This window comes from Streptomyces termitum (genome assembly GCF_014650175.1).
GTDB lineage: Bacteria > Actinomycetota > Actinomycetes > Streptomycetales > Streptomycetaceae > Streptomyces > Streptomyces termitum.
This window is the reverse complement of sequence record NZ_BMUL01000001.1, coordinates 34,098-59,776: the sequence shown is the minus strand read 5'-3', so window position 1 is coordinate 59,776 and position 25,679 is coordinate 34,098. Positions and strand designations below refer to the sequence as shown.

Annotated in this window: 31 protein-coding genes; 12 read left to right on the top strand and 19 right to left on the bottom strand. The window is 74.2% G+C overall.

Annotation, left to right across the window (positions count from 1 at the left end; all coding sequences use genetic code 11):
• Positions 1-71 precede the first annotated feature (71 nt).
• Positions 72-1,430: a PP2C family protein-serine/threonine phosphatase gene (locus tag IE219_RS00330; protein WP_189974208.1), complete on the top strand. Its 1,359-nt coding sequence runs from the start codon at positions 72-74 to the stop codon at positions 1,428-1,430.
• Positions 1,431-1,538: 108 nt separating this feature from the next.
• Here IE219_RS00330 and IE219_RS00325 read toward each other — a convergent pair whose 3' ends face one another.
• From IE219_RS00325 to IE219_RS00315, 3 genes are all read right to left on the bottom strand, one after another.
• Positions 1,539-1,877 (bottom strand): DUF2516 family protein, encoded by a 339-nt coding sequence (locus IE219_RS00325; protein ID WP_189974206.1) that lies wholly within the window; start codon positions 1,875-1,877, stop codon positions 1,539-1,541.
• A 95-nt stretch (positions 1,878-1,972) separates the two neighbouring features.
• The gene (locus IE219_RS00320) at positions 1,973-2,611 is read right to left on the bottom strand and encodes a hypothetical protein (protein WP_189974204.1); all 639 of its coding nucleotides are present in this window, start codon (positions 2,609-2,611) and stop codon (positions 1,973-1,975) included.
• A gap of 37 nt (positions 2,612-2,648) precedes the next feature.
• Positions 2,649-3,050 carry a helix-turn-helix domain-containing protein gene (locus tag IE219_RS00315; RefSeq protein ID WP_189974202.1) on the bottom strand — a complete coding sequence of 134 codons (402 nt, stop codon included), beginning with the start codon at positions 3,048-3,050 and terminating at the stop codon, positions 2,649-2,651.
• Between the two features lie 111 nt (positions 3,051-3,161).
• Here IE219_RS00315 and IE219_RS00310 point away from each other — a divergent pair, with 111 nt between their 5' ends.
• Both IE219_RS00310 and IE219_RS00305 read left to right on the top strand, forming a co-directional pair.
• Positions 3,162-3,581 carry a helix-turn-helix transcriptional regulator gene (locus IE219_RS00310; RefSeq protein WP_189974936.1) on the top strand — a complete coding sequence of 140 codons (420 nt, stop codon included), beginning with the start codon at positions 3,162-3,164 and terminating at the stop codon, positions 3,579-3,581.
• 10 nt (positions 3,582-3,591) lie between these two features.
• On the top strand, positions 3,592-4,005 hold the full coding sequence (locus tag IE219_RS00305) for a VOC family protein (protein ID WP_189974200.1): 414 nt from the start codon (positions 3,592-3,594) through the stop codon (positions 4,003-4,005).
• A 19-nt stretch (positions 4,006-4,024) separates the two neighbouring features.
• On the opposite strand, the gene IE219_RS00300 is transcribed toward IE219_RS00305, so the two are convergent.
• Positions 4,025-4,816, bottom strand: coding sequence for a TetR/AcrR family transcriptional regulator (locus IE219_RS00300; RefSeq protein WP_189974198.1), 792 nt, complete (start codon positions 4,814-4,816; stop codon positions 4,025-4,027).
• A 122-nt stretch (positions 4,817-4,938) separates the two neighbouring features.
• On the opposite strand from IE219_RS00300, the gene IE219_RS00295 reads away from it, so the two are divergent.
• Both IE219_RS00295 and IE219_RS00290 read left to right on the top strand, forming a co-directional pair.
• Positions 4,939-5,913, top strand: coding sequence for an ABC transporter ATP-binding protein (locus tag IE219_RS00295; protein WP_189974196.1), 975 nt, complete (start codon positions 4,939-4,941; stop codon positions 5,911-5,913).
• Entirely contained in the window at positions 5,903-6,664 is a 762-nt protein-coding gene (locus IE219_RS00290) for an ABC transporter permease (protein ID WP_189974194.1), read from the top strand. The genes IE219_RS00295 and IE219_RS00290 overlap by 11 nt, the downstream gene beginning before the upstream one ends.
• A gap of 28 nt (positions 6,665-6,692) precedes the next feature.
• On the opposite strand, the gene IE219_RS00285 is transcribed toward IE219_RS00290, so the two are convergent.
• Together IE219_RS00285 and IE219_RS00280 are read right to left on the bottom strand one after the other, a co-directional pair.
• Positions 6,693-7,934: a GNAT family N-acetyltransferase gene (locus tag IE219_RS00285; RefSeq protein WP_189974192.1), complete on the bottom strand. Its 1,242-nt coding sequence runs from the start codon at positions 7,932-7,934 to the stop codon at positions 6,693-6,695.
• A 95-nt stretch (positions 7,935-8,029) separates the two neighbouring features.
• Positions 8,030-8,608, bottom strand: coding sequence for an RsiG family protein (locus IE219_RS00280; protein WP_189974190.1), 579 nt, complete (start codon positions 8,606-8,608; stop codon positions 8,030-8,032).
• 128 nt (positions 8,609-8,736) lie between these two features.
• Between IE219_RS00280 and dtd the strand changes: the two genes are divergently transcribed.
• Positions 8,737-9,162, top strand: a complete 426-nt coding sequence (dtd, locus tag IE219_RS00275) for a D-aminoacyl-tRNA deacylase (protein WP_189974188.1) — start codon at positions 8,737-8,739, stop codon at positions 9,160-9,162.
• 10 nt (positions 9,163-9,172) lie between these two features.
• Here the strand turns inward: dtd and ygfZ are convergent, their stop codons facing one another.
• The 6 genes from ygfZ to IE219_RS00245 all read right to left on the bottom strand — a co-directional run bounded on the left by ygfZ (position 9,173) and on the right by IE219_RS00245 (position 14,110).
• Positions 9,173-10,138 (bottom strand): CAF17-like 4Fe-4S cluster assembly/insertion protein YgfZ, encoded by a 966-nt coding sequence (gene ygfZ / locus IE219_RS00270; protein ID WP_189974186.1) that lies wholly within the window; start codon positions 10,136-10,138, stop codon positions 9,173-9,175.
• Between the two features lie 9 nt (positions 10,139-10,147).
• Entirely contained in the window at positions 10,148-10,585 is a 438-nt protein-coding gene (locus IE219_RS00265; protein ID WP_189974185.1) for a Fur family transcriptional regulator, read from the bottom strand.
• A gap of 114 nt (positions 10,586-10,699) precedes the next feature.
• Complete coding sequence (locus tag IE219_RS00260; RefSeq protein ID WP_189974183.1) at positions 10,700-11,272, bottom strand: heme-binding beta-barrel domain-containing protein; 573 nt, start codon at positions 11,270-11,272, stop codon at positions 10,700-10,702.
• Positions 11,273-11,526: 254 nt separating this feature from the next.
• Positions 11,527-12,429: a hypothetical protein gene (locus tag IE219_RS00255; RefSeq protein WP_189974181.1), complete on the bottom strand. Its 903-nt coding sequence runs from the start codon at positions 12,427-12,429 to the stop codon at positions 11,527-11,529.
• Complete coding sequence (locus tag IE219_RS00250) at positions 12,426-13,295, bottom strand: hypothetical protein (protein ID WP_229849515.1); 870 nt, start codon at positions 13,293-13,295, stop codon at positions 12,426-12,428. The genes IE219_RS00255 and IE219_RS00250 overlap by 4 nt, the downstream gene beginning before the upstream one ends.
• On the bottom strand, positions 13,292-14,110 hold the full coding sequence (locus IE219_RS00245) for a hypothetical protein (protein WP_229849514.1): 819 nt from the start codon (positions 14,108-14,110) through the stop codon (positions 13,292-13,294). The genes IE219_RS00250 and IE219_RS00245 overlap by 4 nt, the downstream gene beginning before the upstream one ends.
• A 227-nt stretch (positions 14,111-14,337) precedes the next feature.
• Here IE219_RS00245 and IE219_RS00240 point away from each other — a divergent pair, with 227 nt between their 5' ends.
• Positions 14,338-14,700, top strand: coding sequence for a DsrE family protein (locus IE219_RS00240; protein WP_189974179.1), 363 nt, complete (start codon positions 14,338-14,340; stop codon positions 14,698-14,700).
• Positions 14,701-14,742: 42 nt separating this feature from the next.
• On the opposite strand, the gene IE219_RS00235 is transcribed toward IE219_RS00240, so the two are convergent.
• From IE219_RS00235 to IE219_RS00205, 7 genes are all read right to left on the bottom strand, one after another.
• Entirely contained in the window at positions 14,743-15,012 is a 270-nt protein-coding gene (locus IE219_RS00235) for a DUF3099 domain-containing protein (RefSeq protein WP_189974177.1), read from the bottom strand.
• Between the two features lie 145 nt (positions 15,013-15,157).
• The gene (locus tag IE219_RS00230) at positions 15,158-15,448 is read right to left on the bottom strand and encodes a DUF1416 domain-containing protein (RefSeq protein WP_030750551.1); all 291 of its coding nucleotides are present in this window, start codon (positions 15,446-15,448) and stop codon (positions 15,158-15,160) included.
• A gap of 37 nt (positions 15,449-15,485) precedes the next feature.
• Complete coding sequence (locus IE219_RS00225; RefSeq protein ID WP_189974176.1) at positions 15,486-16,331, bottom strand: sulfurtransferase; 846 nt, start codon at positions 16,329-16,331, stop codon at positions 15,486-15,488.
• Between the two features lie 451 nt (positions 16,332-16,782).
• Positions 16,783-17,469, bottom strand: a complete 687-nt coding sequence (locus tag IE219_RS00220; RefSeq protein ID WP_189974174.1) for an LmeA family phospholipid-binding protein — start codon at positions 17,467-17,469, stop codon at positions 16,783-16,785.
• A 113-nt stretch (positions 17,470-17,582) separates the two neighbouring features.
• On the bottom strand, positions 17,583-18,881 hold the full coding sequence (locus IE219_RS00215) for a hypothetical protein (protein ID WP_189974172.1): 1,299 nt from the start codon (positions 18,879-18,881) through the stop codon (positions 17,583-17,585).
• Between the two features lie 10 nt (positions 18,882-18,891).
• On the bottom strand, positions 18,892-19,146 hold the full coding sequence (locus IE219_RS00210; RefSeq protein WP_189974170.1) for a MoaD/ThiS family protein: 255 nt from the start codon (positions 19,144-19,146) through the stop codon (positions 18,892-18,894).
• Between the two features lie 45 nt (positions 19,147-19,191).
• Entirely contained in the window at positions 19,192-20,004 is an 813-nt protein-coding gene (locus IE219_RS00205; protein ID WP_189974168.1) for an alpha/beta hydrolase family protein, read from the bottom strand.
• Between the two features lie 291 nt (positions 20,005-20,295).
• Between IE219_RS00205 and IE219_RS00200 the strand changes: the two genes are divergently transcribed.
• The 5 genes from IE219_RS00200 to IE219_RS00180 all read left to right on the top strand — a co-directional run bounded on the left by IE219_RS00200 (position 20,296) and on the right by IE219_RS00180 (position 25,674).
• On the top strand, positions 20,296-21,111 hold the full coding sequence (locus IE219_RS00200; RefSeq protein WP_189974167.1) for a response regulator transcription factor: 816 nt from the start codon (positions 20,296-20,298) through the stop codon (positions 21,109-21,111).
• A 117-nt stretch (positions 21,112-21,228) separates the two neighbouring features.
• On the top strand, positions 21,229-22,251 hold the full coding sequence (locus tag IE219_RS00195) for a LacI family DNA-binding transcriptional regulator (RefSeq protein WP_189974165.1): 1,023 nt from the start codon (positions 21,229-21,231) through the stop codon (positions 22,249-22,251).
• A gap of 149 nt (positions 22,252-22,400) precedes the next feature.
• Complete coding sequence (locus IE219_RS00190; RefSeq protein ID WP_189974163.1) at positions 22,401-23,471, top strand: S1C family serine protease; 1,071 nt, start codon at positions 22,401-22,403, stop codon at positions 23,469-23,471.
• A 32-nt stretch (positions 23,472-23,503) separates the two neighbouring features.
• Positions 23,504-24,241, top strand: a complete 738-nt coding sequence (locus IE219_RS00185; protein WP_189974161.1) for a response regulator transcription factor — start codon at positions 23,504-23,506, stop codon at positions 24,239-24,241.
• On the top strand, positions 24,238-25,674 hold the full coding sequence (locus IE219_RS00180; protein ID WP_189974160.1) for a sensor histidine kinase: 1,437 nt from the start codon (positions 24,238-24,240) through the stop codon (positions 25,672-25,674). Before IE219_RS00185 ends, IE219_RS00180 begins: the two co-directional genes overlap by 4 nt.
• Positions 25,675-25,679: the final 5 nt, after the last annotated feature.

Sequence of the window (25,679 nt, the reverse complement as noted above, 5' to 3'; positions counted from 1 at the left end):
ATGGTCCCGGACGGGCGGGCCGCCACCCGGCGCCCGGCGCACCCTCGGGGGAGGGAAGGAAACCCGAACCGATGCCCGTATCCGTACCGCGCCAGAGAAACGTCTCTGCCGTGGGGCAAGGCGAGACCACCGCCACGGACCCCGCCACCGTGACCGCCTCCGCGGCGACCCCGTCCACCGCGACCGCCGTGGACGCCCCGGCCGTGCCCGGCGCCGGAACGGACCCCGCGGCGGCCCCCGCCACCCTCACCCTCCTGGTCGTCGAGGACGACCCGGCGGGCTCCCTCGCCGCGCCCGAACCGCTCGACGCGGCCGGCGCCGCGGGCACCCGCATCCGCATCCGCACCGCCCGCAACCTCACCGAGGCCGAGCGGCTGCTCACCGACGACGTGCACTGCGTCCTCGTCGACCTGGCACTGCCCGTGCCCCGGGGCGCCGCCGACGACGACCCGCTCGCCCCGCTGCGGCACGTCCTGCGCCTCGCGCCCCGGCACGCCGTGCTCGCCCTCGCGCCCTCGGCCGACGCCGGGCTGGCCGCCGAGGCGGTCCGGGTCGGGGCCCAGGACCACCTCTTCCGCGAGGAACTGGACGGCCGGCTGCTGAGCCGCGCCGTGCGGTACGCGGTCGAGCGCAAGCGCAACGACGCCGCCAGGGCGAAGCTCGCCGAGTCCCGGCTGCGCGCCCAGGAGAACGCCCGCTTGGAGCGCGGCCTGCTGCCCACCCCGCTCCTGGAGGGCTCCGACCTGCGGTTCGCGGCCAGCTACCGGCCCGGCCGGTCCCGCGCGCTGCTCGGCGGCGACTTCTACGACGTCGTCCGCACCCCCGACGGCACCGTCCACGCCATGATCGGCGACGTCTGCGGCCACGGTCCCGACGAGGCCGCCCTCGGCGTCGAGCTGCGGATCGCCTGGCGCGCCCTGACCTTCGCCGGACTGTGCGGGGACGAGCTGCTCTCCACCCTCCAGCGGGTCCTGGAGCACGAGCGGGAGAGCGAGGAGATCTTCGCGACCCTCTGCACCGTGGACATCGCGCCGGACGGGCGCCGCGCCGGGCTCTGCCTGGCCGGGCACCCGGCCCCGCTGATCGCCCAGCACGGCGGCACCGCCCGCCTCCTGCCGTACGAGGACGGCGGCCCGGCCCTCGGCCTGCTGCCGCACGCGCGCTGGCCGCGCCGACAGGTCGAGCTGGGCGGCGCGTGGAGCCTGCTGCTCTACACCGACGGCCTGATCGAGGGCCGGACGGCGGGCCCCGGCTCGCCCCGCCTCGGCCAGGACGGCATGGTCGGCATGATCAACCGGCAGCTGACCGGCGGCCTGCGCGGCGAGGCCCTCCTGGAGGCCGCGATGGCGGAGGCGCGCTCCCTCAACGGCGGCGAGCTGACCGACGACGTGGCCCTGCTGGCCCTGGAACGGGACGGGGCCCGGGGGTAGTCCACCCCCGGACCCCGTGGTCCGTACTCCTTCGCGCGACTTCTCCACGCGCTTCGCGCGGCTCGCGCGGTCGTGCGTTCCGTACGCGCCGCCCGTGCGGCGTCCGGGTCACCGGCCGCCGTTGTACGGGCCGTACGGGCCGTCGCTGCTCGATCCGCCGCGCCGGTTGCCGCCGCCCATGATCTGCCGGACGGCGGGCCGGACGTCCACCATGAAGACGATGGCGGCGACCAGACCGGCGATCTGGAGGAAGAACATGGGCAGGAGGAGGTTGATGACCAGGTTGATCCCGAGCAGGATCAGCCAGAACTTCTTCGTCTGCTTGTCGGCCGCCCGGTAGGCGTCCTCGCGGACCATCGCCGCGATGACGAACGAGGCGACGGCGAAACCGGTGAAGACGAGGAAAGTCAGCAGCGACAGGGTGCTGTCGAACTGGTCCATCAGCATGCGGGACACCGCCTAGGTGGTCATGGGGTACGTGCGCCTCGCGGCCAAGGTACCCGTTCCAACGCTCAGGGCCTCCTGAATCGTGCCCGGCCGGGCTATTCGGCCTCGGCCGCGGTCTCGGCGGCGGCCTCCTTCTTGGCGGACGCCTTGCGGACGGAGGTCTTGCGGGCGGGCGCCTTCGCGGGCGCGGGCTCCCCGGCGGCGGGCTCGGCGACGGCCTCGGCGGCCACCAGCTCCTCCGCCACGGCCTCGGCCGCCACCGGCTCCTCCGCCACGGTCCCGGCCGCCACGGGCTCCTCCACCGGCTCGACCACGACGGTGATCTCGGCGGCGGGCTCGGCGGGCTCGCCGCGCCAGGCGCGGACGGCCTCCTCGCCGCGGACGGCGACCTCCTCGTACTTCTCGCGCGCCTTGACGGCGTACTCGGCGGCCACGCCGACGCCGCGCAGCGCCAGGTCCTGCGCCGTCTCGCCGAGCTTCTTGAAGTCGGTGTCGAGCCCGCCGACGACCTCGGCGACCTTGGCCTGGACGACCGCCTGGGCCTCCTTGGCCCGGCCGGCCACCTTCTCCTGGACGGCCTTGGTGTCGGTGTTCCGCACGGCCTCGATGCGGCCGGGCGCCTCGGCGGCGATCTGCTCGATCAGGCCGGGCACCTTGCGGGCCTGCCGGACGGCCAGGTCGGCGGTGCCGGCGGCGAAGTAGAGGGGGGTGCGCAGTTCGTCGATGATGGCCATGCTGGAGGTCCTCCCGGTGGGGCGTACGTACGGCTCGCTAGCTCGGTTCTTCGGTCTCCGCCGCCTCCGCGGCGGCGGCCGCCTCCGCCGCGTTCTCCTTGCGGAAGGCGTCGTAGATCTGGAGCAGCACCTGCTTCTGCCGCTCGCTGATGGAGGGATCGGCCAGGATGACGGCCCGCGTCTCCAGGTCGTCCCGCTCCTTCTCGTCGAGGATCCCGGCCCGGACGTAGAGCGTCTCGGCCGAGATCCGCAGCGCCTTGGCGACCTGCTGGAGCACTTCGGCGCTGGGCTTGCGCAGCCCGCGCTCGATCTGGCTCAGGTACGGGTTCGACACGCCGGCGGCCTCCGCGAGCTGCCGCAGCGACAACTGCGCGGTGCGCCGCTGCTCGCGCAGGTACGCACCGAGGTTGCCGAGATCGCCGACGTTGAACGCTGCCATGCTCCGACCCTGCCACCCCTTGCTAACTTTTGCAAGCACCCGCTTGCAAAAGTGTTCCCGATGCCGGGCTCCGCCGCCGGTACCGTGAGCCGTGTGACCAGGGAGACGCGGATACCGCTCGATGACCTCCGGCGGTTGCGGAGGGCTCGGGACCTGATGGACCGGGAGTACGCGCGGCCGCTGGACGTGGCGGCGCTGGCGGGGGTCGCGCTGATGTCGGCCGGGCACTTCGCGCGCAGTTTCCGGGCGGCCTTCGGGGAGACCCCGTACGGGTACCTGATGACGCGGCGGATCGAGCGGGCGAAGGCGCTGCTGCGGCGCGGGGACCTGTCGGTGACGGACGTCTGCATGGAGGTGGGGTGCACCTCGCTGGGGTCGTTCAGCGCGCGCTTCACCCAGCTGGTCGGCGAGACGCCGAGCGCGTACCGGGCCCGGGAGCACGGTGCGGACGAGGGGCTTCCGGCCTGTGTCGCCAAGGTCGTCACGCGACCGGTCAGGAACGGAGAAGCGCGGCCCGATCCGGCTCCCTAGCGTGGAGGGCATGGACATCAACCTGCACCAGTGCTTCATCGCCGTCGACGACCACGAGGCGGCCCTCGGCTTCTACCGCGACGCGCTCGGCTTCGAGGTCCGCAAGGACGTGGGCCACGAGGGGATGCGCTGGGTGACCCTCGGGTCGCCCGCGCAGCCGGACGTCGAGATCGTCCTCGAACCGCCGCTGGCCGACCCGAACGCCACCGAGGAGGACCGGAAGGCCGTCGCCGAACTGCTCGCCAAGGGGCTGCTGCGCGGCGTCAACCTCAGGGCCGCCGACGTGGACGCGGCCTTCGAGAAGGTCCGGGCCACGGGCGCGGACGTCCTCCAGGAGCCGATGGACCAGCCGTACGGCGTCCGGGACTGCGCCTTCCGCGACCCGTCCGGGACCATGATCCGGATCGCCCAGGCCACCGCCTGACGCCCCTCCCCCGACCCCCTCAGGCGTCGCGGCCCTCCACCAGGACCGCGACGCCGTCGAGGATCCGGTCCAGGCCGAAGCGGAACTCGTCGTCGGGGCCGCCGGCCTCGTCCAGCACCCCGGAGTCGAGCACCCACGCCACCCGAGGGTACGTCTCCGGGACGGCGAGCCGGCGCAGCGTCTGGGCGTACCGGCGCAGCGCCTCCTCCGCCCCCTCGGGCCCGGCCACCCCGATGGCCTCCCCCACCTCGGCGGCCATCAGCGCCTCGCTCTTGACGAAGCCGGCCACCAGCAGCGTCACCGAGAGCCGGGTGCCCGCGTCGAGGCCGGTGCCGTCCATCGCGAGGAGCGCCTGCTCCCACCAGGCCACCGCGTTCGGGGTGGCGGGCGGGCCGGAGACGGGGACCCGCAGCAGCCACGGCTCGCGCAGGTAGATCCCCCGCATCGCGCCGGCCCAGCGCTCCAGGTTCGCCCGCCAGCCGGCCCCGGGGTCGAGCAGGCCGGGCGGCGGGGCGCCGGTGGCCGCCTCCTGCATCAGCGTGTACAGCTCGCTCTTGGCGGAGACGTACCGGTAGAGGGACATGGTGGAGGCGCCCAGCTCCTTGGCGACCCGCCCCATGGAGACGGCGCCGAGGCCCTCCTCGGAGGCGAGCCGCACGGCCGCGCCGACGATGCGGTCCAGGCTGAGGCCGGGCCGGGGCCCCTTGGTGGGGCGCTCGCGCAGCCCCCAGGCCGCCTCGACGGCGGGCGGCAGGAAACTTCCCCCGTCCTCCTCGCGCCCCGGTGTCCCGCCGGCCCTGTGGTCCGTCATCGCGCCGCCTCCACGCTCAGTCGCTTGACGCCCATCCTAGTAATGCGTAACCCTTACACAGTAACGCGTAAGGCATACGCAGTACTGAGGTGAGCCGCCCCGCGCGGCAGAAGGGGACCCTCATGCCTCCGGCCATCGAGACCACCGGCCTGTCCAAGAGCTACGGAACCGTCCGCGTCCTCGACGCCCTCGACCTCCGCGTCGAGACCGGTACCGTCTTCGCCCTCCTCGGCCCCAACGGCGCCGGGAAGACCACCACCGTCCGCATCCTCGCCACCCTCACCGCCCCCGACGGCGGCCACGCGCGCGTGGCCGGCCACGACGTCGTCACCGAACGCCGGGCCGTCCGCCGCGCCATCAGCCTCACCGGCCAGTACGCCGCCGTCGACGAGACCCTCACCGGCGCCGAGAACCTCCGCACCACCGCCCGGCTCTCCGGCCTCTCCCGCACCGCCGCCGCCCGCCGCACCGACGAACTCCTCGACCGCTTCCGCCTCACCGACGCCCGCGACCGGCAGGTGAAGACGTACTCCGGCGGCATGCGGCGCCGCCTCGACCTCGCCGCCGGACTCGTCCGCGACCCCGGCACCACCCGCGTCGTCTTCCTCGACGAGCCCACCACCGGCCTCGACCCGCGCAGCCGCCAGGAGCTCTGGGACGCCGTCCGCGAACTGTCCGCGCACGGCACCACCGTCTTCCTCACCACCCAGTACCTGGAGGAGGCCGACCGGCTCGCCCACCGCATCGCCGTCCTCGGCGACGGCCGCACCCTCGCCGAGGGCACCCCCGCCGAACTGAAGGACCGCTACGCGGGCCACCGCCTCGACCTCACCGCCCGCGACCCGGAGGCGTACCTCCGCCTCACCGCCCGCGCCGGGGACGGGACCGGCGCGCCCGGCACCCCCGACCCGGGCACGCTCACCCTCGGCGTCCCCACCGACGGCACCGCCGCCCACGTCCGCGCGCTCCTCGACGCCCTCGACCCGCACCGCGCCGACATCGAGCGCTTCGCCCTGCACACCGCCACCCTCGACGACGTCTTCCTCAGCCTCACCCACCGCGAGAGCCCCGCCAAGGAGCCGGCCCGTGTCCGCTGACGCCCTCACCACCACCGCCGTCCTCGCCGGACGCGGCCTCCGGCTCAGCCGCCGCAACCTCGACGCCGTCATCACCTCGCTGATGCTGCCGGTGCTGCTGATGCTGGTCTTCGTCTACTTCTTCGGCGGCGCCATCGACACCGGCGACACCCGGTACGTCACCTACGTGGTCCCCGGCGTCCTCGTGCTCTGCGCGGGCTTCGGCGCCGCCGGCACCGCCGTCTCCGTCAGCGACGACATGCGGCGCGGCACCGTCGACCGCTTCCGCACCCTCGACATCGGCGGCGTCCCGATCCTCGCCGGACACGTCGCCGCCACCGTCGTCCGCAACGCCCTGGCCACCGCGCTCGTCCTCGGCGTCGCCTTCCTCATCGGCTTCCGCCCCGCCGCCACCCCCGGCGGCTGGCTCGCCGCGATCGGCCTGCTCCTCGTCTACATCACCACCGTCTCGTGGCTGTCGGCGGCGGCCGGACTGCTCGCCCGGACGCCCGAGGCGGCGGGCGCGGTGACCTTCTTCATGATGTTCCTGCCCTACCCGAGCAGCGCCTTCGTGCCGATCGACACCATGCCGGACTGGCTGCACGGCTTCGCCGAGCACCAGCCCGTCACCCCGCTCATCGAGTCCATGCGCGGGCTGCTCCTCGACCGGCCGGTCGGCGACGCCCCCTGGATCGCGCTCGCCTGGTGCGCCGCCCTGCTCGCGGTGGCCGTCGCCGCCTCCGGCGCCCTCTTCCGGTTCCGTACGAAGTGACCGCCGGGGCCGGAAGACGCGGCGGGGGTCAGAAGATGTCGGGGGAGAACGGCCGCAGCGGGGTGCGCAGCAGCAGCTCGGCGCGGGCCGCCGCGCCCGGCACCGCCTCCTCGATCCGGCCCAGCCGCGCCAGCCGCACCGGCGACCCGTCGCCGAGGAACAGCCGGGCCAGGTCGGCCACGTCGAGCACCAGGTCGGCCGAGGCGGTCGTCGGGGCGCACGCGGCGCCCTTCGGGGAGGCGTCCAGCCGGAACCGGCCGCCCGCGTAGCCGCCCGCGTCGCGGACGTCGAGCACCAGGGCGTCCGCCACCGGGTACGTCCGCTCCTCCAGCACCCGGGGCACGTCGAGGATCCGCGCCCACAGCATGTCCGTGCTGACCAGGGTCCGCGCCGCGCGCGGGTCCGGCAGCAGCTCCGGCAGCGGGTCGTCCACCGGCCGGCGCCCGCTGCGCACGGTCGTCACCCAGTCGACCGAGCAGACGAACCGCCACAGCGCGTGCTCGGCGGCCGGCGTGGCGGCGATCAGGTCCCGCACCGTCAGGGTGTTCTCCGGCTGGTTGCCGTCGGTCCACTTGGCGTCCGCCCGGTACGACACGTACCCCTCGGGCTCGCCGGAGGCGGAGCGGTAGACCGCGTAGTACGGCTCCGTCCAGGGTTCGAGCTGGTGGCCGAGGCCGGTGCCGAGCCGCCAGTTCCGCTCGGACCGGTCGGTCACCCCGGCCCGGACGGCCGCCAGCCGCCGGTGCAGCCCGGGGCCGATCCGGCGGATCTCCGCCCCGTCCGAGAAGTCGACGCGCCCGGCGTCGGGGCGGCCGGTGCGGCGCGGGTCGAGCCCGGCCCGGCGCAGGTCCACGCTCCACTCGGCGGTCCGGCTCGCGGGACCGAAGCCGTACCGCCCATAGATCGGGTACTCGGCGGCGATCAGCGTCGCCAGCGCGTCGCCGCGCTCGCGGGCGGCGTCGAGGTCCTGGGCCATCAGCCGGCTCAGCAGGCCGCGCCGCCGGTGCGTCGGCGCCACCGTCACCTGCGTGATCGCGTCGGCGCCGATGTCGCCGCCGCCGACGGTGCTCAGCCGCTGGGCGAAGGAGCGGAAGGTGGCGACCACCCGGCCGTCGTCGAAGGCGGCCCGGGTCCGGTCGAGGTCGAAGGCGGCCAGCCGGTCGGCGACCAGCTCGTCGGGGGCGACCGGCTCGTTCAGGAAGCCGGTCCGCAGGGACCTCAGCCAGCCGGGGAGATCGGACTCGGTCACGGTGCGCAGTTCGACGGCCATCCTCCGACCCTACGGACGGGGCGGCTCCGCCCGCACCGCATTTTCCGCGCGCCGCCCGGGCCCGGGCGGTCCGGCGGGCCCGGGTCCCGCCGGGCTCAGGCCAGCAGGTCGTCGATCTGGGCCTCGCCCTCGCGGTAGCGGCGGGCGATCTCGGTGCCGCAGTCGTCGGCGGTGCGCTGGAGCCGCTGACGGCGGCGGGAGACCTCCTGCTCGTACCCGGCCAGCCGGCCCATCGCCGTGTGCAGCTCGTCGTCGGTGCGGGCCGACAGGTCCGACAGCTCGACCTCCGACAGCACCTCGGCCGCCAGCCGCCGGTACTCCTCCGCGCGCGGCGTGGACAGCGTCACGTGCCGGGCCGAGGAGCGGTGCCGGGAGGGGCCGTCGGCGAGGATCTCCGAGAGCCGGTCGAGGACGGGCTCCTCCGGATCGCTGCGGCGCGCCAGCTCGGCCCGCAGGATGTCGATGCGGCCCTGGAGCATCCGCCGCACGTAGCTGAGGTCGGCCTCGTCGCTCTGCGCGTCCCGGCGCAAGGACCGCAGTTCGGCCAGGCGCAGCCCGCCGAGCCGGTGGCCGGCGGGTTCGGGTTCGGTGGTCCGCTGCGCGGGCGGGCGCGCGGCGGGGCGGATCAGCGGTACGGGGCCGGACGGCGTCGGCCCGGTGCCTGATGCACTCATGAGAATCGTCCCCTCGACCGGTGCGGAGCCGCACCGCCTCCTGGCATGGTGCCACCCCGGTACGCGCGCGTGCAGGCGCTCTGCACCCGTTCGGCCCCCAGAAATCCCCGATCGGTAGGTTGGGGCCCATGCGAGCTGTGGTGCAGAGGGTGGACGGCGCGAAGGTCGTCGTCGCAGGGGAGACGGTCGGCGAGATCACCGGCGAGGGACTGTGCGTCCTGGTCGGGGTCACCCACGACGACACTCCGGAGAAGGCTGCCCGATTGGCCGGAAAACTCTGGTCCGTCCGGGTACTGGAGGGGGAGAAGTCCTGCTCCGACGTGGACGCGCCGCTGCTGGTGATCTCCCAGTTCACGCTCTACGGGGACGCCCGCAAGGGCCGCCGCCCCACCTGGAACGCCGCCGCGCCCGGCCCGGTCGCCGAGCCCCTCGTCGACGAGGTGGTGGCCCAGCTGCGGAAGCTGGGCGCGCGCGTGGAGACGGGCCGCTTCGGGGCGGACATGCGCGTCTCGCTCACCAACCACGGCCCGTTCACGGTCATCGTCGAGGTCTGAGTCCGTCCGCCTACGGCTCGACGACGGTCTCCTGCGCGGCGGCCGTCGTCCCGGCGATCAGCGGCGCGTCCACCGGCACGTTCCGCTTCACCAGGGCGAGGGCGATCGGGCCCAGCTCGTGGTGGCGGACCGCGCTGGTCACGAAGCCCAGCTGGCGGCCCTCCTCGCCGTCGGCCGCGAGCCGCACCGGCGTGCCGTGGCCGGGGAGGAGGACCTCGCTGCCGTCCAGGTGCAGGAAGACCAGGCGGCGCGGCGGCTTGCCGAGGTTCTGCACCCGGGCGACGGTCTCCTGCCCCCGGTAGCAGCCCTTCTGGAGGTGGACGGCGCTGCCGATGAGGCCGAGCTCGTGCGGGATGGTCCGGTGGTCGGTCTCGAAGCCGAGCCGGGGCCGGTGCGCCTCGACCCGCAGCGCCTCGTACGCGAGGACGCCGGCGGCCGGACCGTGCGCGGCGGCGAAGGACTCCAGGCCCGCCCGGGGCAGGAACAGGTCGCGGCCGTACGCGGTCTCCCGTACGACCGTCCCCTCGGGCGCCTCCGTCACCGAACCGGCCGGCAGGTGCACGACGGCGAAGTCGCCGGTGCGGTCGGCGACCTCGACCCGGTAGAAGAACTTCATCGACTCCAGGTAGGCGATCAGCTCGCCCTGGGTGCCCGGTTCGACGTGGATCCAGACCGTCTCCCCGTCGTCGACGAGGGAGAGGGCGTGCTCGATGTGGCCGTTGGCGGAGAGGATCAGGGCCTCGGTCGCCCGTCCGGCCGGCAGGTCGCTGACGTGCTGGGTGAGCAGCAGGTGCAGCCAGCTCAGCCGGTCGCCGCCGGAGACGGTGACGACCCCCCGGTGGGAGAGGTCGACGAATCCGGCGCCGTCCGCGAGGGCGCGCTGCTCGCGGAACAGGTCGCCGTAGTGGGCGGCGACGCCTTCGTCACGGCCTTCGGCGGGGACGGCGCCGGGCAGGGACAGCAGGGGACTCTTCATGGGAAGAGCCTACGACTCCGCGGCGGCGGCCCGGCGGGAGCAGTCGGCACAGCGGCCGAAGATCGCGAAGTGCTTCATGTCGGTGTCGAAGCCGAAGGTCTCGCGGAGTTTGCCGGTGAAGTCGGCGGCCACCTCCACGTCCGCCTCGATGACCCCCGAGCAGTCCCGGCACACCAGGTGCAGGTGGTGGTGGCGGTCGGCGAGGTGGTAGGTCGGCGCCCCGTGCCCGAGGTGGGCGTGGCTGACCAGGCCCAGCTCCTCCAGGAGCTCCAGCGTCCGGTAGACGGTGGAGATGTTCACGCCGGACGCGGTCCTGCGGACCTCGGCGAGGATCTCGTCCGGGGTCGCGTGCTCCAGCGCGTCCACCGCCTCCAGGACGAGCTGTCGCTGGGGCGTCAGCCGGTAGCCGCGCTGCCGCAGGTCGCTTTTCCAGTCGGTGCTCACCACGCCCCCAGTGTAGGAGGGCGCGGCGCTCCCGTGCCGGGTCCGGACAGGACCCGTTCGGACCGCTCCGGGAGACCGGCCGGCTCCCGCGGAACCGGCCGGCCCGGGAAAGACGGCCTACTTGAAGAAGGCGATGCCGTCGTCGGGCATGTCGGGGAGGTTGCGCGCCATCTCGGCGACCTCCTCGGGGGTGACGACCTTCTTCAGGTGCGCCGACATGTAGGGGCGGAGCGGGACCTCGGGGGTCGCCTTCTCGCCGACCCACATGAGGTCGCTCTTGACGTAGCCGTAGAGGCGCTTGCCGCCGGAGTACGGGCCGGAGGCCGCGGTCCGGGCGACGGCGTCGGTGGCCAGGTCGATCTGCGGCTTCTGGTCGGCGAGCTCGCCGTACCAGACCTCGACGACGCCGTCGTCGCGGACCATGACGACCTCGACCTTGCGGTCCTTGTCGACGCGCCAGAATCCGCTCTCGCTCTCCAGCGGGCGGACCTTGTTGCCGTCGTTGTCCAGCACCCACGTGTGGGAGTGGTACTCGAGGAAGTCCCGGCCGTCGTGGCTGAAGGTCACGGACTGGCCGAAGTTGCACTTCTCGGCGCCCGGGAAGTCGGACACGCCGGCGCCCTCCCAGGTCCCGAGGAGGAACGCGAGCGGGACGAGGTCCGGGTTGAGGTCGGACGGAATCTCGATCATGAGCAGCTCAGACGATCTGTCGAGGGGATGGAGGAGGGGGTCAGCGCTGGCCCTGGTACAGCTTCTTCACGGTCAGCCCCGCGAAGGCGAGGACGCCCACGGCGACGAGGACCAGCAGCGTTTCGAAGAAAAGGATCACGGGGTTGCTCCTCGGCTGAGGGATGAGGGCGGTACGGGCCGGACCCCAGCTTAGTGGGCGGGGGCCCGGCCCACTCGGCGAGGTGGGTGCCTGCGCCGGAGGCGCGCGGCGGCGGTCAGCCGAGCAGCTGCGCCTGGAGCGCCACGGTCTGCTGGAACGGCACGGCCAGGATGCCGCCCTTCCGGGTCTGGGTGATCACCGCGAGGGTGTCGCCGGCCTGGATGAAGGACCACCGGGTCTCCTCGGGGCCGGCCGGCTCCTCCTCCTTGTAGGAGTAGAGGGACAGGTTCGGCACCTTGACGTCCTGGGTGGACGTGTCGACCTTCGCCGCCTCCACGCCCGGGGGCAGCCGCTCGCCCGAGAGCACCTTCCCGGCGCTCTCGTCGCGGTACGCCTCCGCGTACGCCACCGACGAGAAGCGCAGCAGGTGGATGCGGGTGGCCGTGCCGTCGGGCATGGTCCAGCCGCGCGCGGCGACGTGCCGGAGCGTCGAGTCGGCCATGTGCTCGCGCACGGCGGCCCGGTCCTTCTCCGCCACCACCTCCAGGTAGGAGTCGAGCCCGGTCCAGCCGCCCCTCAGCTTCGGGTCGGCGGTCGCGCCGGCCGGGGCGGGCAGCAGGAGCCGGCGCAGGTCGGCGTGGTGCACCTCGCCGTCGTTGCCGTCGGTGAACGGCCGCGGGGACCCCTCGGGCAGCGCGGGGAGGCTGAGCTCCGGGTAGGTCCAGCGCCCGTCGGACAGGGTCGACAGGCCGGGCACCTCGGAGCGCTCCATGCCGGTGATGCCCAGGGCCGTACCGGCCCCCACCCCGCCGCAGACGAGCACGGCGGCGGTCCACCGCGCGATCCCCCACCACAGGGGCCGCCGTGACTTCCGGGGCGCGGCGACGGCCTCGACGGGCGCGGCCCCGGACTCGGGCGCGGCCCCGGCCGGGGACTCGGCCTCGGGCCGCGCCGGGGCCTCGTGCGTGGGCTCCGGACCGGTCGGGGACTCGGGCCGGGGCTTGGTCAGGTCGGTCATACGTACTCCCCCGGGGATGCGATGTGGTCGAGCTGCCGCTTCAGCAGGTCGGCCACCTCCGCCTTGTCGAACGGCTTGGCGCCCGCCGCCCGCAGGGTGACGAAGACCTCGGAGTCGTACGCGAGGCAGATCATCTCGTCCAGCGCCTCGGCCCGCTCCTCCTTGTCCAGCGACTCGTCCACGGGTGCCATGTAGCAGGCGGCGTTGCGGTGGTCCTTCACCTTGGGACCCTTGGGGAACTCCAGGAACTCCAGCATCTCCTTGCGGAGCCGGAAGGAGGAGCCGACCCGCTTCTTGTCCTTCATCCGCCCGACTTCGAGCGTGACGACGACGTCGCTGTCGGGGTCGGCGAAGGAGCGGATGGCGACGCCCGCGACGCCGAGCCCGTCGATCTGCTTCTCGAAGTCGCGGCGCTTCTTGCCGGAGAGGCCCTTGCCCGCCTGCTTCAGCAGGGCGGTCGCCTCGGCGGCGCCCAGCTCGCCGTCGTTCCCGTACAGCCCCTCGTCGGGGCCGAACCCGTACCCCTCCGGCAGCGGCAGGAGGAGCTTGCTCAGCGGCGTGTCCGCCTTGCCGCGCGCCGCGGCGGCGGCCGGGTCCTCGTTCCCGTCGGCCTTCCCGCCGTCCTCCCGCGCGCCCCACAGCACCGTCGGCGCGGTGCGGTCGGCGGAGGAGGCGGTGACGGCGGTGTACCCGGCGCCGCCGCCGATCAGGCCGAGCACGACCACGGAGGGCAGGACGACCCGGAGCAGGATCCGCCCGGCCTTCCCCTTCCGCTTCCGCGCGGCCGGCTCCGCGTTCTCGACGATCTCGACGGACGCGGCAGTCTCGACGGACGCGGCGGTCTCGGTGGTGTTCTCCCCGGTCACAGGCGCTCCAGCTGTCGTTCGGCCAGCGAGCCGATGTCCTTCACGGAGATCTTCTTCGTGTCGGAGATGAAGATCTCGACCGCGATGTCGCCCCGGTAGAAGTACGCGCGGGCGTGGTGGAAGTCGAGGTAGCCGGGCTTCCGCTCGACCGGGAAGACGTAGAGGCGGCCGTCGGCCGAGCCCTTGAGCGACGTGCCCTCGCCGCCGGCGTAGTCCTTCCTCGGCATGTAGTCCTGCTGGCTCGCGATGTACTCGCGCGCGCCGAGGAAGTCGCCCGCGCGGTACTGGACGAGCCGGATCTCGACCGTCCGGTGCTCGCCCGTCGCCCAGGCGGACTGGGCGATCCGCCGGATGCCGAGGTCCAGCTGGTGGTCGAGGGAGCCCCCGGGGGACGTGAACTCGGCGGCGAACCGCTGCACCGGCAGCCAGCCGTCGCCTTGGTACGGGTTCGCCTTCGCCCCGGCGGGCTTCGCCACCAGCAGCTTGCGCAGGTCGCCCTCGGCCGCGGTCCGCAGGTCCTCCGCGGCGGGCAGCGGCTTCGGCTTCCGCTCCTCGGGGAGCGGCTTCGCCGGGTAGGCGAGGCCCGGCTGGTTCAGCGGCGGGAGCGCGACCGGCTCGCGGTCCGCCTGGACGCGGTAGCCGACGGCGGTGCCGCCGACGAGGCCGAGGACGGCGGCGACGGCGAGGAGGCCGATCGTCCGGGCGACGCGGGGACGACGGCGCGGAGCCGGTACGGGCTCCGCGCCCGGCCCCGCCCCGGGCCCGGGCCCGGCCTCCGGCTGCGGTGCCGCTTCCGGTGCCGTTTCCGGGGCCACTGCCGGTGCCGCTTCCGGGGCCGTTTCCGGGGCCACTGCCGGGGCCGTTTCCGGGGCCGGGGTCTGCTCCGGTGCCGGCTCCGGATCTCTCCGGTCGGGCGTGACTGTTTCCGAGACTTCCAAAGCCGGTCCCCCCAGGACGTGAAGCGCGGATTCCGTTCGTCCGCGCAAGCAGCGACCCGTGAGGGGTGCGTGAAGTTGCCTGCCCTCGCATTACAGTTCGGTATATGGCGAAGAAGCTCGTGATCAAGGTGACCGCCGGGGCCGACGCCCCGGAACGCTGCTCCCAGGCCTTCACCGTGGCCGCCGTCGCCGTGGCGAGCGGCGTCGAGGTGTCGCTGTGGCTGACCGGCGAGTCGTCGTGGTTCGCGGTGCCGGGGAAGGCCGCCGAGTTCGAACTGCCGCACGCGGCCCCGCTGCCGGACCTGATCGAGTCGATCCTGGCGGCCGGCCGGATCACCCTGTGCACCCAGTGCGCGGCCCGCCGCGAGATCACCGGGGACGACATCATCGAGGGCGTCCGGATCGCCGGAGCGCAGGTCTTCGTGCAGGAGGCCATGACCGACGGCACGCAGGCGCTCGTCTACTGACGCGCCGGACCGTTCCCGTACGGCCGTGCGGACCGTACGGGCCTACCGGTCGTGGGGCGGCTTCCGCTTGCCGTCGAGCTCGTCCCACCACTCGTCCGACTTCGGGTCGCCCGAGGGGTCGTCCCACCAGCGGTCCTCGGGCCCCCGCCGGTTCGCGACCACCGCGGCGACCGGGGGGATGACCATGGCGACGACGCACATCGCGATCGCCGCCGGCGTGGAGAACAGCCGCACGACGGCCCAGGCGCCCACGAAGAGGACCAGGCAGGCACCCATCATCCAGAAGTAGACGTGCCGACGCCGTGCGTACACACCTCCAGCGTACGACCGCCGGACCGCCGCCGACGGACGGCGGAAAAGCCGGAGGGCCGTGCCTCAGGTCCTGGTGATGGCGTCCAACCCCCCAGGAGGCACGGCCCTCCGGCCGTTCGGGTGCCGCTCGCGCGGCCGTCGCGGGTCAGACCGCGATGGCGACGTCCGTCAGGCTGCCGGTCTCGGTGACGACGACCTTGCGGTCGGCCTGCGCACCGGGAACGAGGGCGCGCAGGGTCCACTCGCCGGTGGCCGCGTAGAAGCGGAACTGGCCGGTGGCGGAGGTGGGGACCTCGGCCGTGAACTCGCCGGAGGCGTCCAGCAGGCGCACGTAACCGGTGACGGGCTCGCCGTCCTTGGTCACCTGGCCCTGGATGGCCGTCTCACCGGGCTTGAGGGTGCTGACGTCGGGGCCGCCGACCTGGGCTCCACACATGTCTCTGTCCTGTCCTGTCGCGAAGGGGGGAAGGCGGTTACTTGGCCGCGCCGAGCTCGATCGGCACGCCGACGAGGGAGCCGTACTCGGTCCACGAGCCGTCGTAGTTCTTGACGTTCGTGACCTCGAGGAGCTCGTGCAGGACGAACCAGGTGAGGGCGGAGCGCTCGCCGATGCGGCAGTAGGCGACGGTGTCCTTCGCCAGATCGACCCGCTCGGCCTCGTAGAGGGCCTTCAGGTCCTCGTCCGACTTGAAGGTGCCGTCGTCGTTGGCGTTCTTCGACCACGGGATGTTGCGGGCGGACGGGACGTGGCCCGGACGCTGCGACTGCTCCTGCGGGAGGTGGGCCGGGGCGAGCAGCTTGCCGGAGAACTCGTCGGGCGACCGGACGTCGACCAGGTTCTGGGTGCCGATCGCGGCCACGACGTCGTCGCGGAAGGCGCGGATGGAGAGGTCCTGTGCCTGGGCCTTGTAGTCGGTGGCCGGGCGGGCCGGGACCTCGGAGCCGTCGACCAGGTCTCGGGAGTCGAGCTCCCACTTCTTGCGGCCGCCGTCGAGGAGCTTGACGTCCTGGTGGCCGTAGAGCTTGAAGTACCAGTACGCGTAGGAGGCGAACCAGTTGTTGTTGCCGCCGTAGAGCACGACCGTGGTGTCGTTGGCGATGCCCTTGGCGGAGAGGAGCTTCTCGAAGCCCTCCTGGTCGACGAAGTCGCGGCGGACGGGGTCCTGGAGGTCCTTCGTCCAGTCGATCCGGATGGCGTTCCGGATGTGGTTCTTGTCGTAGGCGGCGGTGTCCTCGTCGACCTCGACGATCGCGACGGCCGGGTTGTCGAGGTTGGCCTCGACCCAGTCGGCGTCGACCAGTACGTCGCTGCGAGCCATGCTGTTTCTCCTCCGGGGCAGTGTGCGGCGGTGTCGTGCGGTGCGGTGCGTGTGCGGAAGCACGTCGGGGTGAGGGGCCACGACGGCGTGGTGCTACACAGGGCGGTCCCGTCCGCCGGGGGCGGTGGACCGTGAGGAATGCGGGCGCGGAGCGCGGCCCGCTCAGACGGAGCGACAGAGCATGGCGGCGATGCGGCACAGGTCTACTGCCCGCCGCTTCGTGAGGTCCGCCTGTCGCTTCATGCCGTCGATCGTAGGGACGGAAAGGCGGCCGTGTCACCGGCGTGTCAGATACCGAGACGCGATCATCCGAGGAATGGGACGCGAGGAGGGGCGAAAGGGGACGGGAAGCCCCGCCGTCACGCCGCCTCGGCCCCTGCTTCTGCGGATCGGACGCCCCTGTCTCACTATGTGGAGACCGGCCCGCGCCGCGCGGCCCCGGCGGGCCGGATCAGCCCGCTATGGCGACGTCCTCGCCGCTCACCGTGACCGCGAGCCCCTCCGGGCGCGGCTCCACCTTCGTCACCCGCATCCCGGCGACCCGGCCGAGCGGCCGCTCGAAGTCGGTCCGCTCGCGGACCATCTCCTCCAGCAGCGGGATGCCCTCGCCCGGCACCTCGTCGGCGCGGACCTTGACGGTGTCCCCGCCGACCAGCGTGACCGACGAGACGACGGTGCGGGTCAGGGTCCGGCCGAGGACCTTGACGCTGCCCGTCACCTTCACCTTGCCCGGCCCGCCGTACTCCATGCCGGTCGCCCGCTCGGAGGCCGCGACCAGGTCCGCGTAGGAGATGAGGGCGGTGCCGGTGGCGCGGCCGGCCCGGTAGCCGGTCCAGTCGCCGGTGACCGTCACGTCCCGCAGCCCGACGGTGAGTTCGCCGATCCGGACGGGCTTGCCGCCGGCCTGGGTGTGGACGCCCCGGGCGACCACCTCGACCTCGTCGAAGCGCTTGCCGGCGGCCTGGGTGAGGAACGGGAAGCCCTTGATGTCGACCTCGACGGACTCGGTCCGGCCGCCCGCCAGGGAGGCGCGGCCGGCGACCTCGGACTCGGCCCAGGCGGCGGCCAGCCGGTCGACGCCGGCCAGGACTCCGCCCAGCACGACGGCCACGACCAGCAGGATCCGTAGTGCGCGCATGACTGTCAGTCCCCCGTGTGAGCCCGTTCCGGTGCCGGTGACGCGACCGGCCCCCCGACACAAGATCGACGTGTCGGGGGGCCGGGCGGTTCCCGGACGCCCCGGGTCCGCGGTCAGACCAGGGCGCGGCCGAGAAGGTACACGGCGGGCGCGGCGGCCGTCAGCGGCAGGGCCACGCCCGCCGTCATGTGCACGAAGCGCGACGGGTAGTCGTAGGCGGCCGCCCGCAGGCCGACGAGGGCGCAGACGCCCGCGCCGAGGCCGAGCAGCGCCCCGGCGCCGGAGGTGGCCGTCAGGGCGCCGGCCACCAGGCCCGCGCCCGCGCCCGCGAGGAGCGCGGCGGCGAGCGAGACCGGTCCCGGCAGCGGCACCGCGCGGGCCAGGACGGTCGCCGCCACGGCCGCGCCGCCGATGACGACCGCGTCCGCCTCGGCGCCGAGGTGCCCGGTGGCGAGGACGGTGAGGGCCGCCGAGGCGATCGTGGCCATCAGGCCGTACACGCGCTCGTCGGGGTCGGCGTGGCTGCGGAGCTGGAGGACCAGGCAGAGCAGCACCCAGACGCCGAGGGTGCCGAGGATCGCCCCGGCGGCGTGCTCGCGGCCGACCGCCAGCAGGGCCGCGTCGGAGACGAGGCCGCCGAGGAAGGCGAGGGCGATGCCCTGGCGGGCGGGCCACATGCCGTTGAGCCGGAACCAGCCGGCCGCGGTCAGGCCCTGGAGGGCGACCAGCGGCAGCAGGAGTCCGTACGGGCCGAGGGCGGCGCCACCGGCGAGCAGCAGCCCGAGGACGGCCGTCAGGACGGCGGGCCGCAGACCGGGATCGATGATCGGCGACCGGCCCTCGGCCCGCGCGCGCTGGGCGTCGGTGATCCGGGTCGCGCCGGAGGTCGTCGGCGAGGAGTACGCGGGCCCGTCGCCGGCCGGTGCGGGCGCGGGCGCCTGCTCCTGGACCGGCGCGTGGGCCGGCGCGGGCGCCTGCGCGGCGGCGAAGGCGGGGGCCGGGGCCTGCGGGGCGGGCAGCGGCTCGGCGTACGCCCGCGGCGCGCCCTGGGCGGGGGCCTGAGCGGGGGCCTGGGGGTACGCCTCCGGGGCGTACGCCTGCCCGGGGTGGCCCTGCGGCGCGTACGCGCCCTGGCCGCCGTACGACGGCCGGGCCTGGGCGTCCTGCCCGTACCCGTACCCCTGGCCGTATCCCTGGCCCTGGCCCTGGCCGTATCCCTGGCTCTGGCCGTACTGCTGCGCCCGGCCCTGGTCCTGGCCGTACGGCCGGGGTGCGTGGGGGTCGACCGCGGGCTGGTACGTGGTGTCCCACGTCTGGCCCTCCCAGGTCTGGGCGACCGGGGGGTCGTACGCGTGCGCGTGCGGGTCGTGCGGCTGCCCGCCGCCGGGCCCGTACCGCTGGTCGTCGCTCATGCTGTGCTGTTCACCCTCCTGCGAACGGGGGGAGCACCTCGACCGTGCCGCCCTCGGCAAGCCGTACCGTCTCATGGCTCCGGGTCCCGACCGGGTCGCCGTCGATCAGGAACGAGCAGCGCCGGAGTACCCCGGCCAGCTCCCCCGGATGGTTCGCGCGGGCCGCGTCGAGGGCCTCCGCGAGCGTCTCCGCACGGTACGGCTCCTCGGCGACACCGGCGGCCGCCTTGGCCGCGGCCCAGTAGCGGATGGTTCCCGCTGCCATAGCGGCGCTCCCTTCGTTCGTGTGCGCGCCGCCCCCCATGATGGGCTATCGGCGGACGAGCCAGGCGCCGAGCCGGTCGAGGAGCTCCTCGTCCGCCGCGTTCTCCGCGTGCCCCATGCCCGGCTCCAGCCACAGCTCCGCCGCCCCGCCCGCCGCGTCGGCCAGCATCCGGGGGTGGTCGAGCGGGAAGTAGGCGTCCCGGTCGCCGTGGACGAGGAGCAGCGGGACGGGCGCGATCAGCGGGACCGCCTCCACCGGGGACATCGGGACCGGGTCCCAGGGGCGGGCGTCGATGCGGGTGCGCAGCCCGTAGCGGCCGACGAGGCGGCCCACCGGACGGGTGACGACCCAGTGCAGCCGGCGCATCGGGGCCGTCCCCCGGTAGTACCAGCGGGCGGGGGCGGAGACGGCGGCCACCGCGTCCGGCCCGGCCGGGGCGCCGTGCTCCAGGGCGGCCTGGCGCAGCACGACGGAGCCGCCCATGGAGAAGCCGGCGGTGACCACGCGCGCGTGCCCCCGCTCCCGGGCCCAGCGGACGGCGGCGGAGAGGTCGAGGACCTCGCGGTCGCCGAGGGTGGACCGGCCGCCGGAGCCGCCGTGGCCCCGGAAGGAGAAGGTGACGACGGCGTCCGCGTGCCGGCCGAGGGCGCGGGCCGCGCGGCGCACGGCGGGCCGGTCGACGGAGCCGGTGAAGCCGTGCGCGAGGACGACGGCGGTCCCCGTCGCGCGCCCCGGGGAGGGCTCGTACAGCGCTTCGATCGGGACGCCGTCGGACGCCCGCAGGGTGGCGCGGCGGGAGCCGGAAGTGAGCGAGAAGACATCCGCCATGTGAAATCGGTCCTCTTCCTCGGAACTCATGTGGGCTATTCTCCTGGGAAGGGATCCGGGCGACGCAGCCATCGGGTCCTTTTGCGTTTTCCGGCCGTTGTTACGGACGGATGAACAAAAGCTCTCCGGGCACGAGAGCGGCAGGCGGGACCGCGAGGGCCGATGGTGGGACCGGACGGTGCCGCGGACGTCCTCGCACGGACCGAGGAGGAACCGACGCATGGGCGAGCGTACGAAGGACGGCCGACCGGACCGGCCGGCCAGGACCTTGCAGCCGACGAAGCAGACCGAGCCGACGATCCAGGCAGGTGGAGTGTCGCGATGAGTTCCCTGTTGCTCCTCACCAACGCCCTCCAGCCGTCGACCGAGGTGCTCCCCGCCCTCGGCCTGCTGCTGCACAGCGTGCGCGTGGCGCCCGCCGAGGGCCCCGCGCTCGTGGACACCCCGGGCGCCGACGTGATCCTCGTGGACGGGCGGCGCGACCTGCCGCAGATCCGTTCGCTCTGCCAGCTGCTGCGCTCCACCGGGCCCGGCTGTCCGCTGGTCCTGGTGGTCACCGAGGGCGGTCTGGCCGCCGTCACCGCGGACTGGGGCATCGACGACGTCCTGCTCGACACGGCGGGGCCCGCCGAGGTCGAGGCCCGGCTGCGGCTGGCCCTGGGGCGGCGGCAGATCGTCGCAGACGACTCCCCCATGGAGATCCGCAACGGCGACCTGTCGGTGGACGAGGCGACGTACAGCGCGAAGCTGAAGGGCCGGGTCCTGGACCTCACCTTCAAGGAGTTCGAGCTGCTGAAGTACCTGGCGCAGCACCCGGGCCGGGTCTTCACCCGCGCGCAGCTCCTCCAGGAGGTGTGGGGGTACGACTACTTCGGCGGCACCCGCACGGTCGACGTCCACGTGCGGCGGCTGCGCGCCAAGCTCGGCCCCGAGCACGAGTCGCTCATCGGCACCGTCCGCAATGTGGGATACCGCTTCGTCGTCCCCGAGAAGCCCGCCGACAAGGCCGAGCGGACCACCGGGACGAGTGACCGGGGCGCCGAGGGCACCCGGACGGAGGCGGCGCCCGAAACCGGCGGGGCGAAACGGGAGGAAGCGGGGCAGGGCGGCCGGGTGGGGGCCCGCGGGCGGGCCTGAGACGGCACCCGGGTCAAGAACGACACCCCCACCATCACCCGTCCGGGCGACCCGAACGTGGCGTATGCCACAAGGTGACCTGCCGGTAGGAAGGTCACCCCGCGTAGACTCCCGCACGTGGCCAAGGTGACGCGGGATGATGTGGCGCGACTGGCGGGTACTTCGACCGCGGTCGTGAGTTACGTCATCAACAACGGACCCCGGCCGGTCGCCCCGGCCACGCGCGAGCGTGTCCTCGCCGCCATCAAGGAGCTGGGCTACCGCCCCGACCGGGTGGCCCAGGCGATGGCCTCCCGCCGCACCGACCTCATAGGCATGATCGTCCCCGACGCGCGCCAGCCCTTCTTCGCGGAGATGGCGCACGCGGTCGAGCAGGCCGCCGCCGAGCGCGGAAAGATGGTCCTCGTCGGGAACTCCGACTACCGCACCGAGCGCGAGCTGCACTACCTGCGCGCCTTCCTCGGCATGCGGGTCTCCGGCCTGATCCTGGTCAGCCAGGGCATGAACGAGCAGGCCGCCGGCGAGATCGAGGCGTGGGACGCGCGCGTGGTGCTGCTGCACGAGCGGCCCGAGGCCATCGACGACGTGGCCGTCGTCACCGACGACATCGGCGGCGCCCAGCTCGCCACCCGCCACCTCCTGGAGCACGGCCACCCCTACGTGGCCTGCCTCGGCGGCGTCCCCACCACCCCGATCGTCGGCGACCCGGTCGCCGACCACGTCGAGGGCTGGCGACGCGCCATGCTGGAGGCCGGCCGCTCCGTCGAGGGCCGCCTCTTCGAGGCCCCGTACAACCGCTACGACGCCTACCAGCTGGCCCTGAAGCTGCTGGCGGGCCCGGACCGGCCGCCGGCCATCTTCTGCTCCACCGACGACCAGGCCTTCGGCGTGCTGCGGGCCGCCCGCGAACTCCGCATCGACGTGCCGGCCGAGCTGGCGGTGGCCGGCTTCGACGACGTCAAGGAGGCGGCGCTCACCGACCCGCCGCTGACCACCGTGCACTCCGACCGCCCGGCGATGGCGCGGGCCGCCGTCGACCTCGTCCTCGACGACTCGGTCCGGGTCAACGGCTCGCGCCGGGACCGCGTCCGGCAGTTCCCCTCCGCCCTGGTGGTCCGCCGCTCCTGCGGCTGCCACTAGGCACCGTCCGGCGGACCTTCGCGGGACAGGCCCCAGCCCCCCCTCCGTACGACAGAACCCCCTGCCTTTACATCGGGCATACAGGGTTCTGTCGGGCTTCTCAGCCGGTCCTCAGACCGTTCTCATCCGGCGGGCCGAGAGTCATAGCCATGACGGACCACCAGCAGCCCCAGCAGCCGTACCACCCGCCGCGTCCCCCCTACGAGCCGACGCGGCCGTTCACCACCGGGCCGGGCACCACCGTGTGGCCGTCCGGATCCGGCGGCGGGCACACCCCTCCCCCGGCCGGCCCCGCCCACGCGGCGCCCGGCCCGGCGCCCGCCCGCCGCGCCCGCCGCGGAGTCGGCCTGATGGCCGCCGTCGCCCTCGCCGCCGCGGCCGTCGGCGGCGGCACCGCCACCCTCCTCCAGCAGCTCACCGCCGACGCCCCCGCCGCCACCGCCTCCGCCCCGGTCGCCGGCACCAACGTCTCCACCGGCAGCGCCGGCACCGTCGCGGGCGTCGCCGCCGCCGTCTCCCCGTCCATCGTCGAGATCTCCGCGAGCTCCACCGCCGGGCGGTCCACCGGCTCCGGCGTGATCATCACCGGCGACGGCGAGATCGTCACCAACAACCACGTCGTCTCCGGCGCCTCCGAGATCACCGTCCGCACCAGCGACGGCAGGAAGTACGCCGCCGAGACCGTCGGCACCGACCCCGACAAGGACCTCGCCCTCCTCAAGCTGCGCGACGCCTCCGGGCTCAAGGCCGCCGTCCTCGGCGACTCCGCCCAGGTCCGCGTCGGCGACCAGGTCGTGGCCATCGGCTCCCCCGAGGGCCTCACCGGCACCGTCACCAGCGGCATCGTCTCCGCCCTCGACCGCGACGTCACCGTCGCCAAGGACGAAGGCGACTCCGGCTCCGGCTCCGGCCAGGGCCAGCAGCAGTGGGACCCCCGCCAGGGCTGGCCCTTCGAATTCGGCGGACAGCAGTTCAACGGCGACACCGGCTCCTCGAAGACCACCTACAAGGCGCTCCAGACCGACGCCTCCCTCAACCCCGGGAATTCCGGCGGCGCGCTCATCGACATGAACGGCCGGATCATCGGCATCAATTCGGCCATGTACGCGCCCAGCTCCTCGGGCGCCTCCACCGCGGGCAGCGTCGGCCTCGGATTCGCCATCCCGGTCAACACCCTCAAGGCCGACCTCGACGCCCTGCGCTCGGGCGGCTCGAACTGACCGCGCCACCGCCCCCGTGCGACGCTGACCCCATGACCGAGCGGCCGAACGACCCCGAACGCATCCTCATCGTCGACGACGAACCCGCCGTGCGCGAAGCCCTGCGGCGCTCCCTCGCCTTCGAGGGGTACGCCACCCGGGAAGCCGCCGACGGAGCCGACGCGCTCGCCGCCCTGGAGGAGTACGCCCCCGACCTCGTCATCCTCGACGTGCAGATGCCCCGCGTGGACGGGCTCACCGCCGCCCGCCGCATCCGGGCCGCCGGCTCCACCGTCCCCCTCCTCATGCTGACCGCCCGCGACACCGTCGGCGACCGCGTCACCGGCCTCGACGCGGGCGCCGACGACTACCTCGTCAAACCCTTCGAGCTCGACGAGCTGTTCGCCCGCATCCGGGCCCTGCTCCGGCGCAGCGCCTACGCCGCCCCGGCCGCCCCCGGACCCGGCACCGCCGCCTCCGACGTCCTCGCCTTCGACGACCTGCGGATGGACCTCACCACCCGCGAGGTCACCCGCGCCGGACGCCCGGTCGAACTCACCCGCACCGAGTACACCCTCCTCGAACTCTTCCTCGCCCACCCCCGGCAGGTCCTCACCCGCGAGCAGATCCTCAAGGCCGTCTGGGGCTTCGACTTCGAACCCAGCTCCAACTCCCTGGACGTGTACGTGATGTACCTGCGGCGCAAGACCGAGGCCGGCGGCGAACCCCGCCTCGTGCACACCGTCCGCGGCGTCGGCTACGTCCTGCGCGCCGGAGGCGGCACCGAATGACCCCGCCCGCCGCCCCGCACCGCCGCCGGACCCCGCACGCCTGGTTCCGCTCCCGGCCGCTGCGCTCCCGGCTCGCCCTGCTCACCGCCTTCGCCGTCGCCGTCGCCGTCGCCGCCGTCTCCGCCGCCTGCTGGTTCGTCACCCGGGCCCAGCTGGAGAGCGAGATGGACGACGCCCTGCGCAGCACCCGGCTCGACTCCGACGGCGTCCGCGGCCTGCTCGCCCTCTGCCGCCAGGGCGCCACCCCGCCGCCCGCCACCGGCACGTACACCGTCCAGATCATCGACGCCTCCGGCGGCGTCTGCACCGCGGGCGAGGCCGCCCTCCCGGTCGGCGCCGCCGACCTCGCGGTCGCCCGCGGCACCCTCGGCGACGTCCTGCACACCGTGAAGGACGCCGACGGGCGCGAGATGCGCGTCTACACCTACCCGCAGCAGCCCGGCCCCACCGTCCCGGCCGGTCTCGCCGTCTCCGTCGCCCGCCCGCTCGCCGAGCTCGACAACTCCCTCTCCACCCTGGGCTGGGTGCTGCTCCTCGTCTCCGGCATCGGCGTCCTCGGCGCCGGCGCGGCCGGCCTCTGGGTCGCCCGCACCGGCCTCGAACCCGTCGACCGGCTCACCGGCGCCGTCGAGCACGTCGCCGCCACCGAGGACCTCACCGTCCGCATCCCCGCCGAGGGCGAGGACGAGATCGCCCGCCTCTCCCGCGCCTTCAACCAGATGACCGCCTCGCTCGCCAGCTCCCGCGACCGGCAGGCCCGGCTCATCGCCGACGCCGGCCACGAACTGCGCACCCCGCTCACCTCCCTGCGCACCAACGTCGAACTCCTCGCCCGCAGCGAGCAGACCGGCCGGGCGATCCCCGCCGAGGACCGGCGGGCCCTGATGACCTCGGTGAAGGCCCAGATGACCGAACTGGCCTCGCTCATCGGCGACCTCCAGGAACTCGCCCGCCCCGACGCCGTCCGCCCCGGCCCGCTGGAGGTCGTCCCCCTCCACACCGCCCTGCGCACCGCCCTCGACCGGGCCCGGCTGCGCGGCCCCGAACTCACCTTCACCACCGACCTCGCCCCCTGGTACGTCCGCGCCGAACCCGCCGCCCTCGAACGGGCCCTGGTCAACGTCCTCGACAACGCCGTGAAGTTCTCGCCCCCGCGCGGCACCGTCGAGGTCACCCTCATGCGCGGCGAACTGACCGTCCGCGACCACGGCCCCGGCATCGCCCCCGACGAACTCCCCCACGTCTTCGACCGCTTCTGGCGCTCCCCCTCCGCCCGCAGCCTCCCCGGCTCCGGCCTCGGCCTGTCCATCGTCGCCCGCACCGTGAAGCGGACCGGCGGCTCGGTCGCCCTGACCGCCGCCGACGGCGGCGGCACCCGCGCCGTCCTCCACTTCCCCGGCGCCCCGACACCCCCACCGGAGACCACCGGATGATCCCC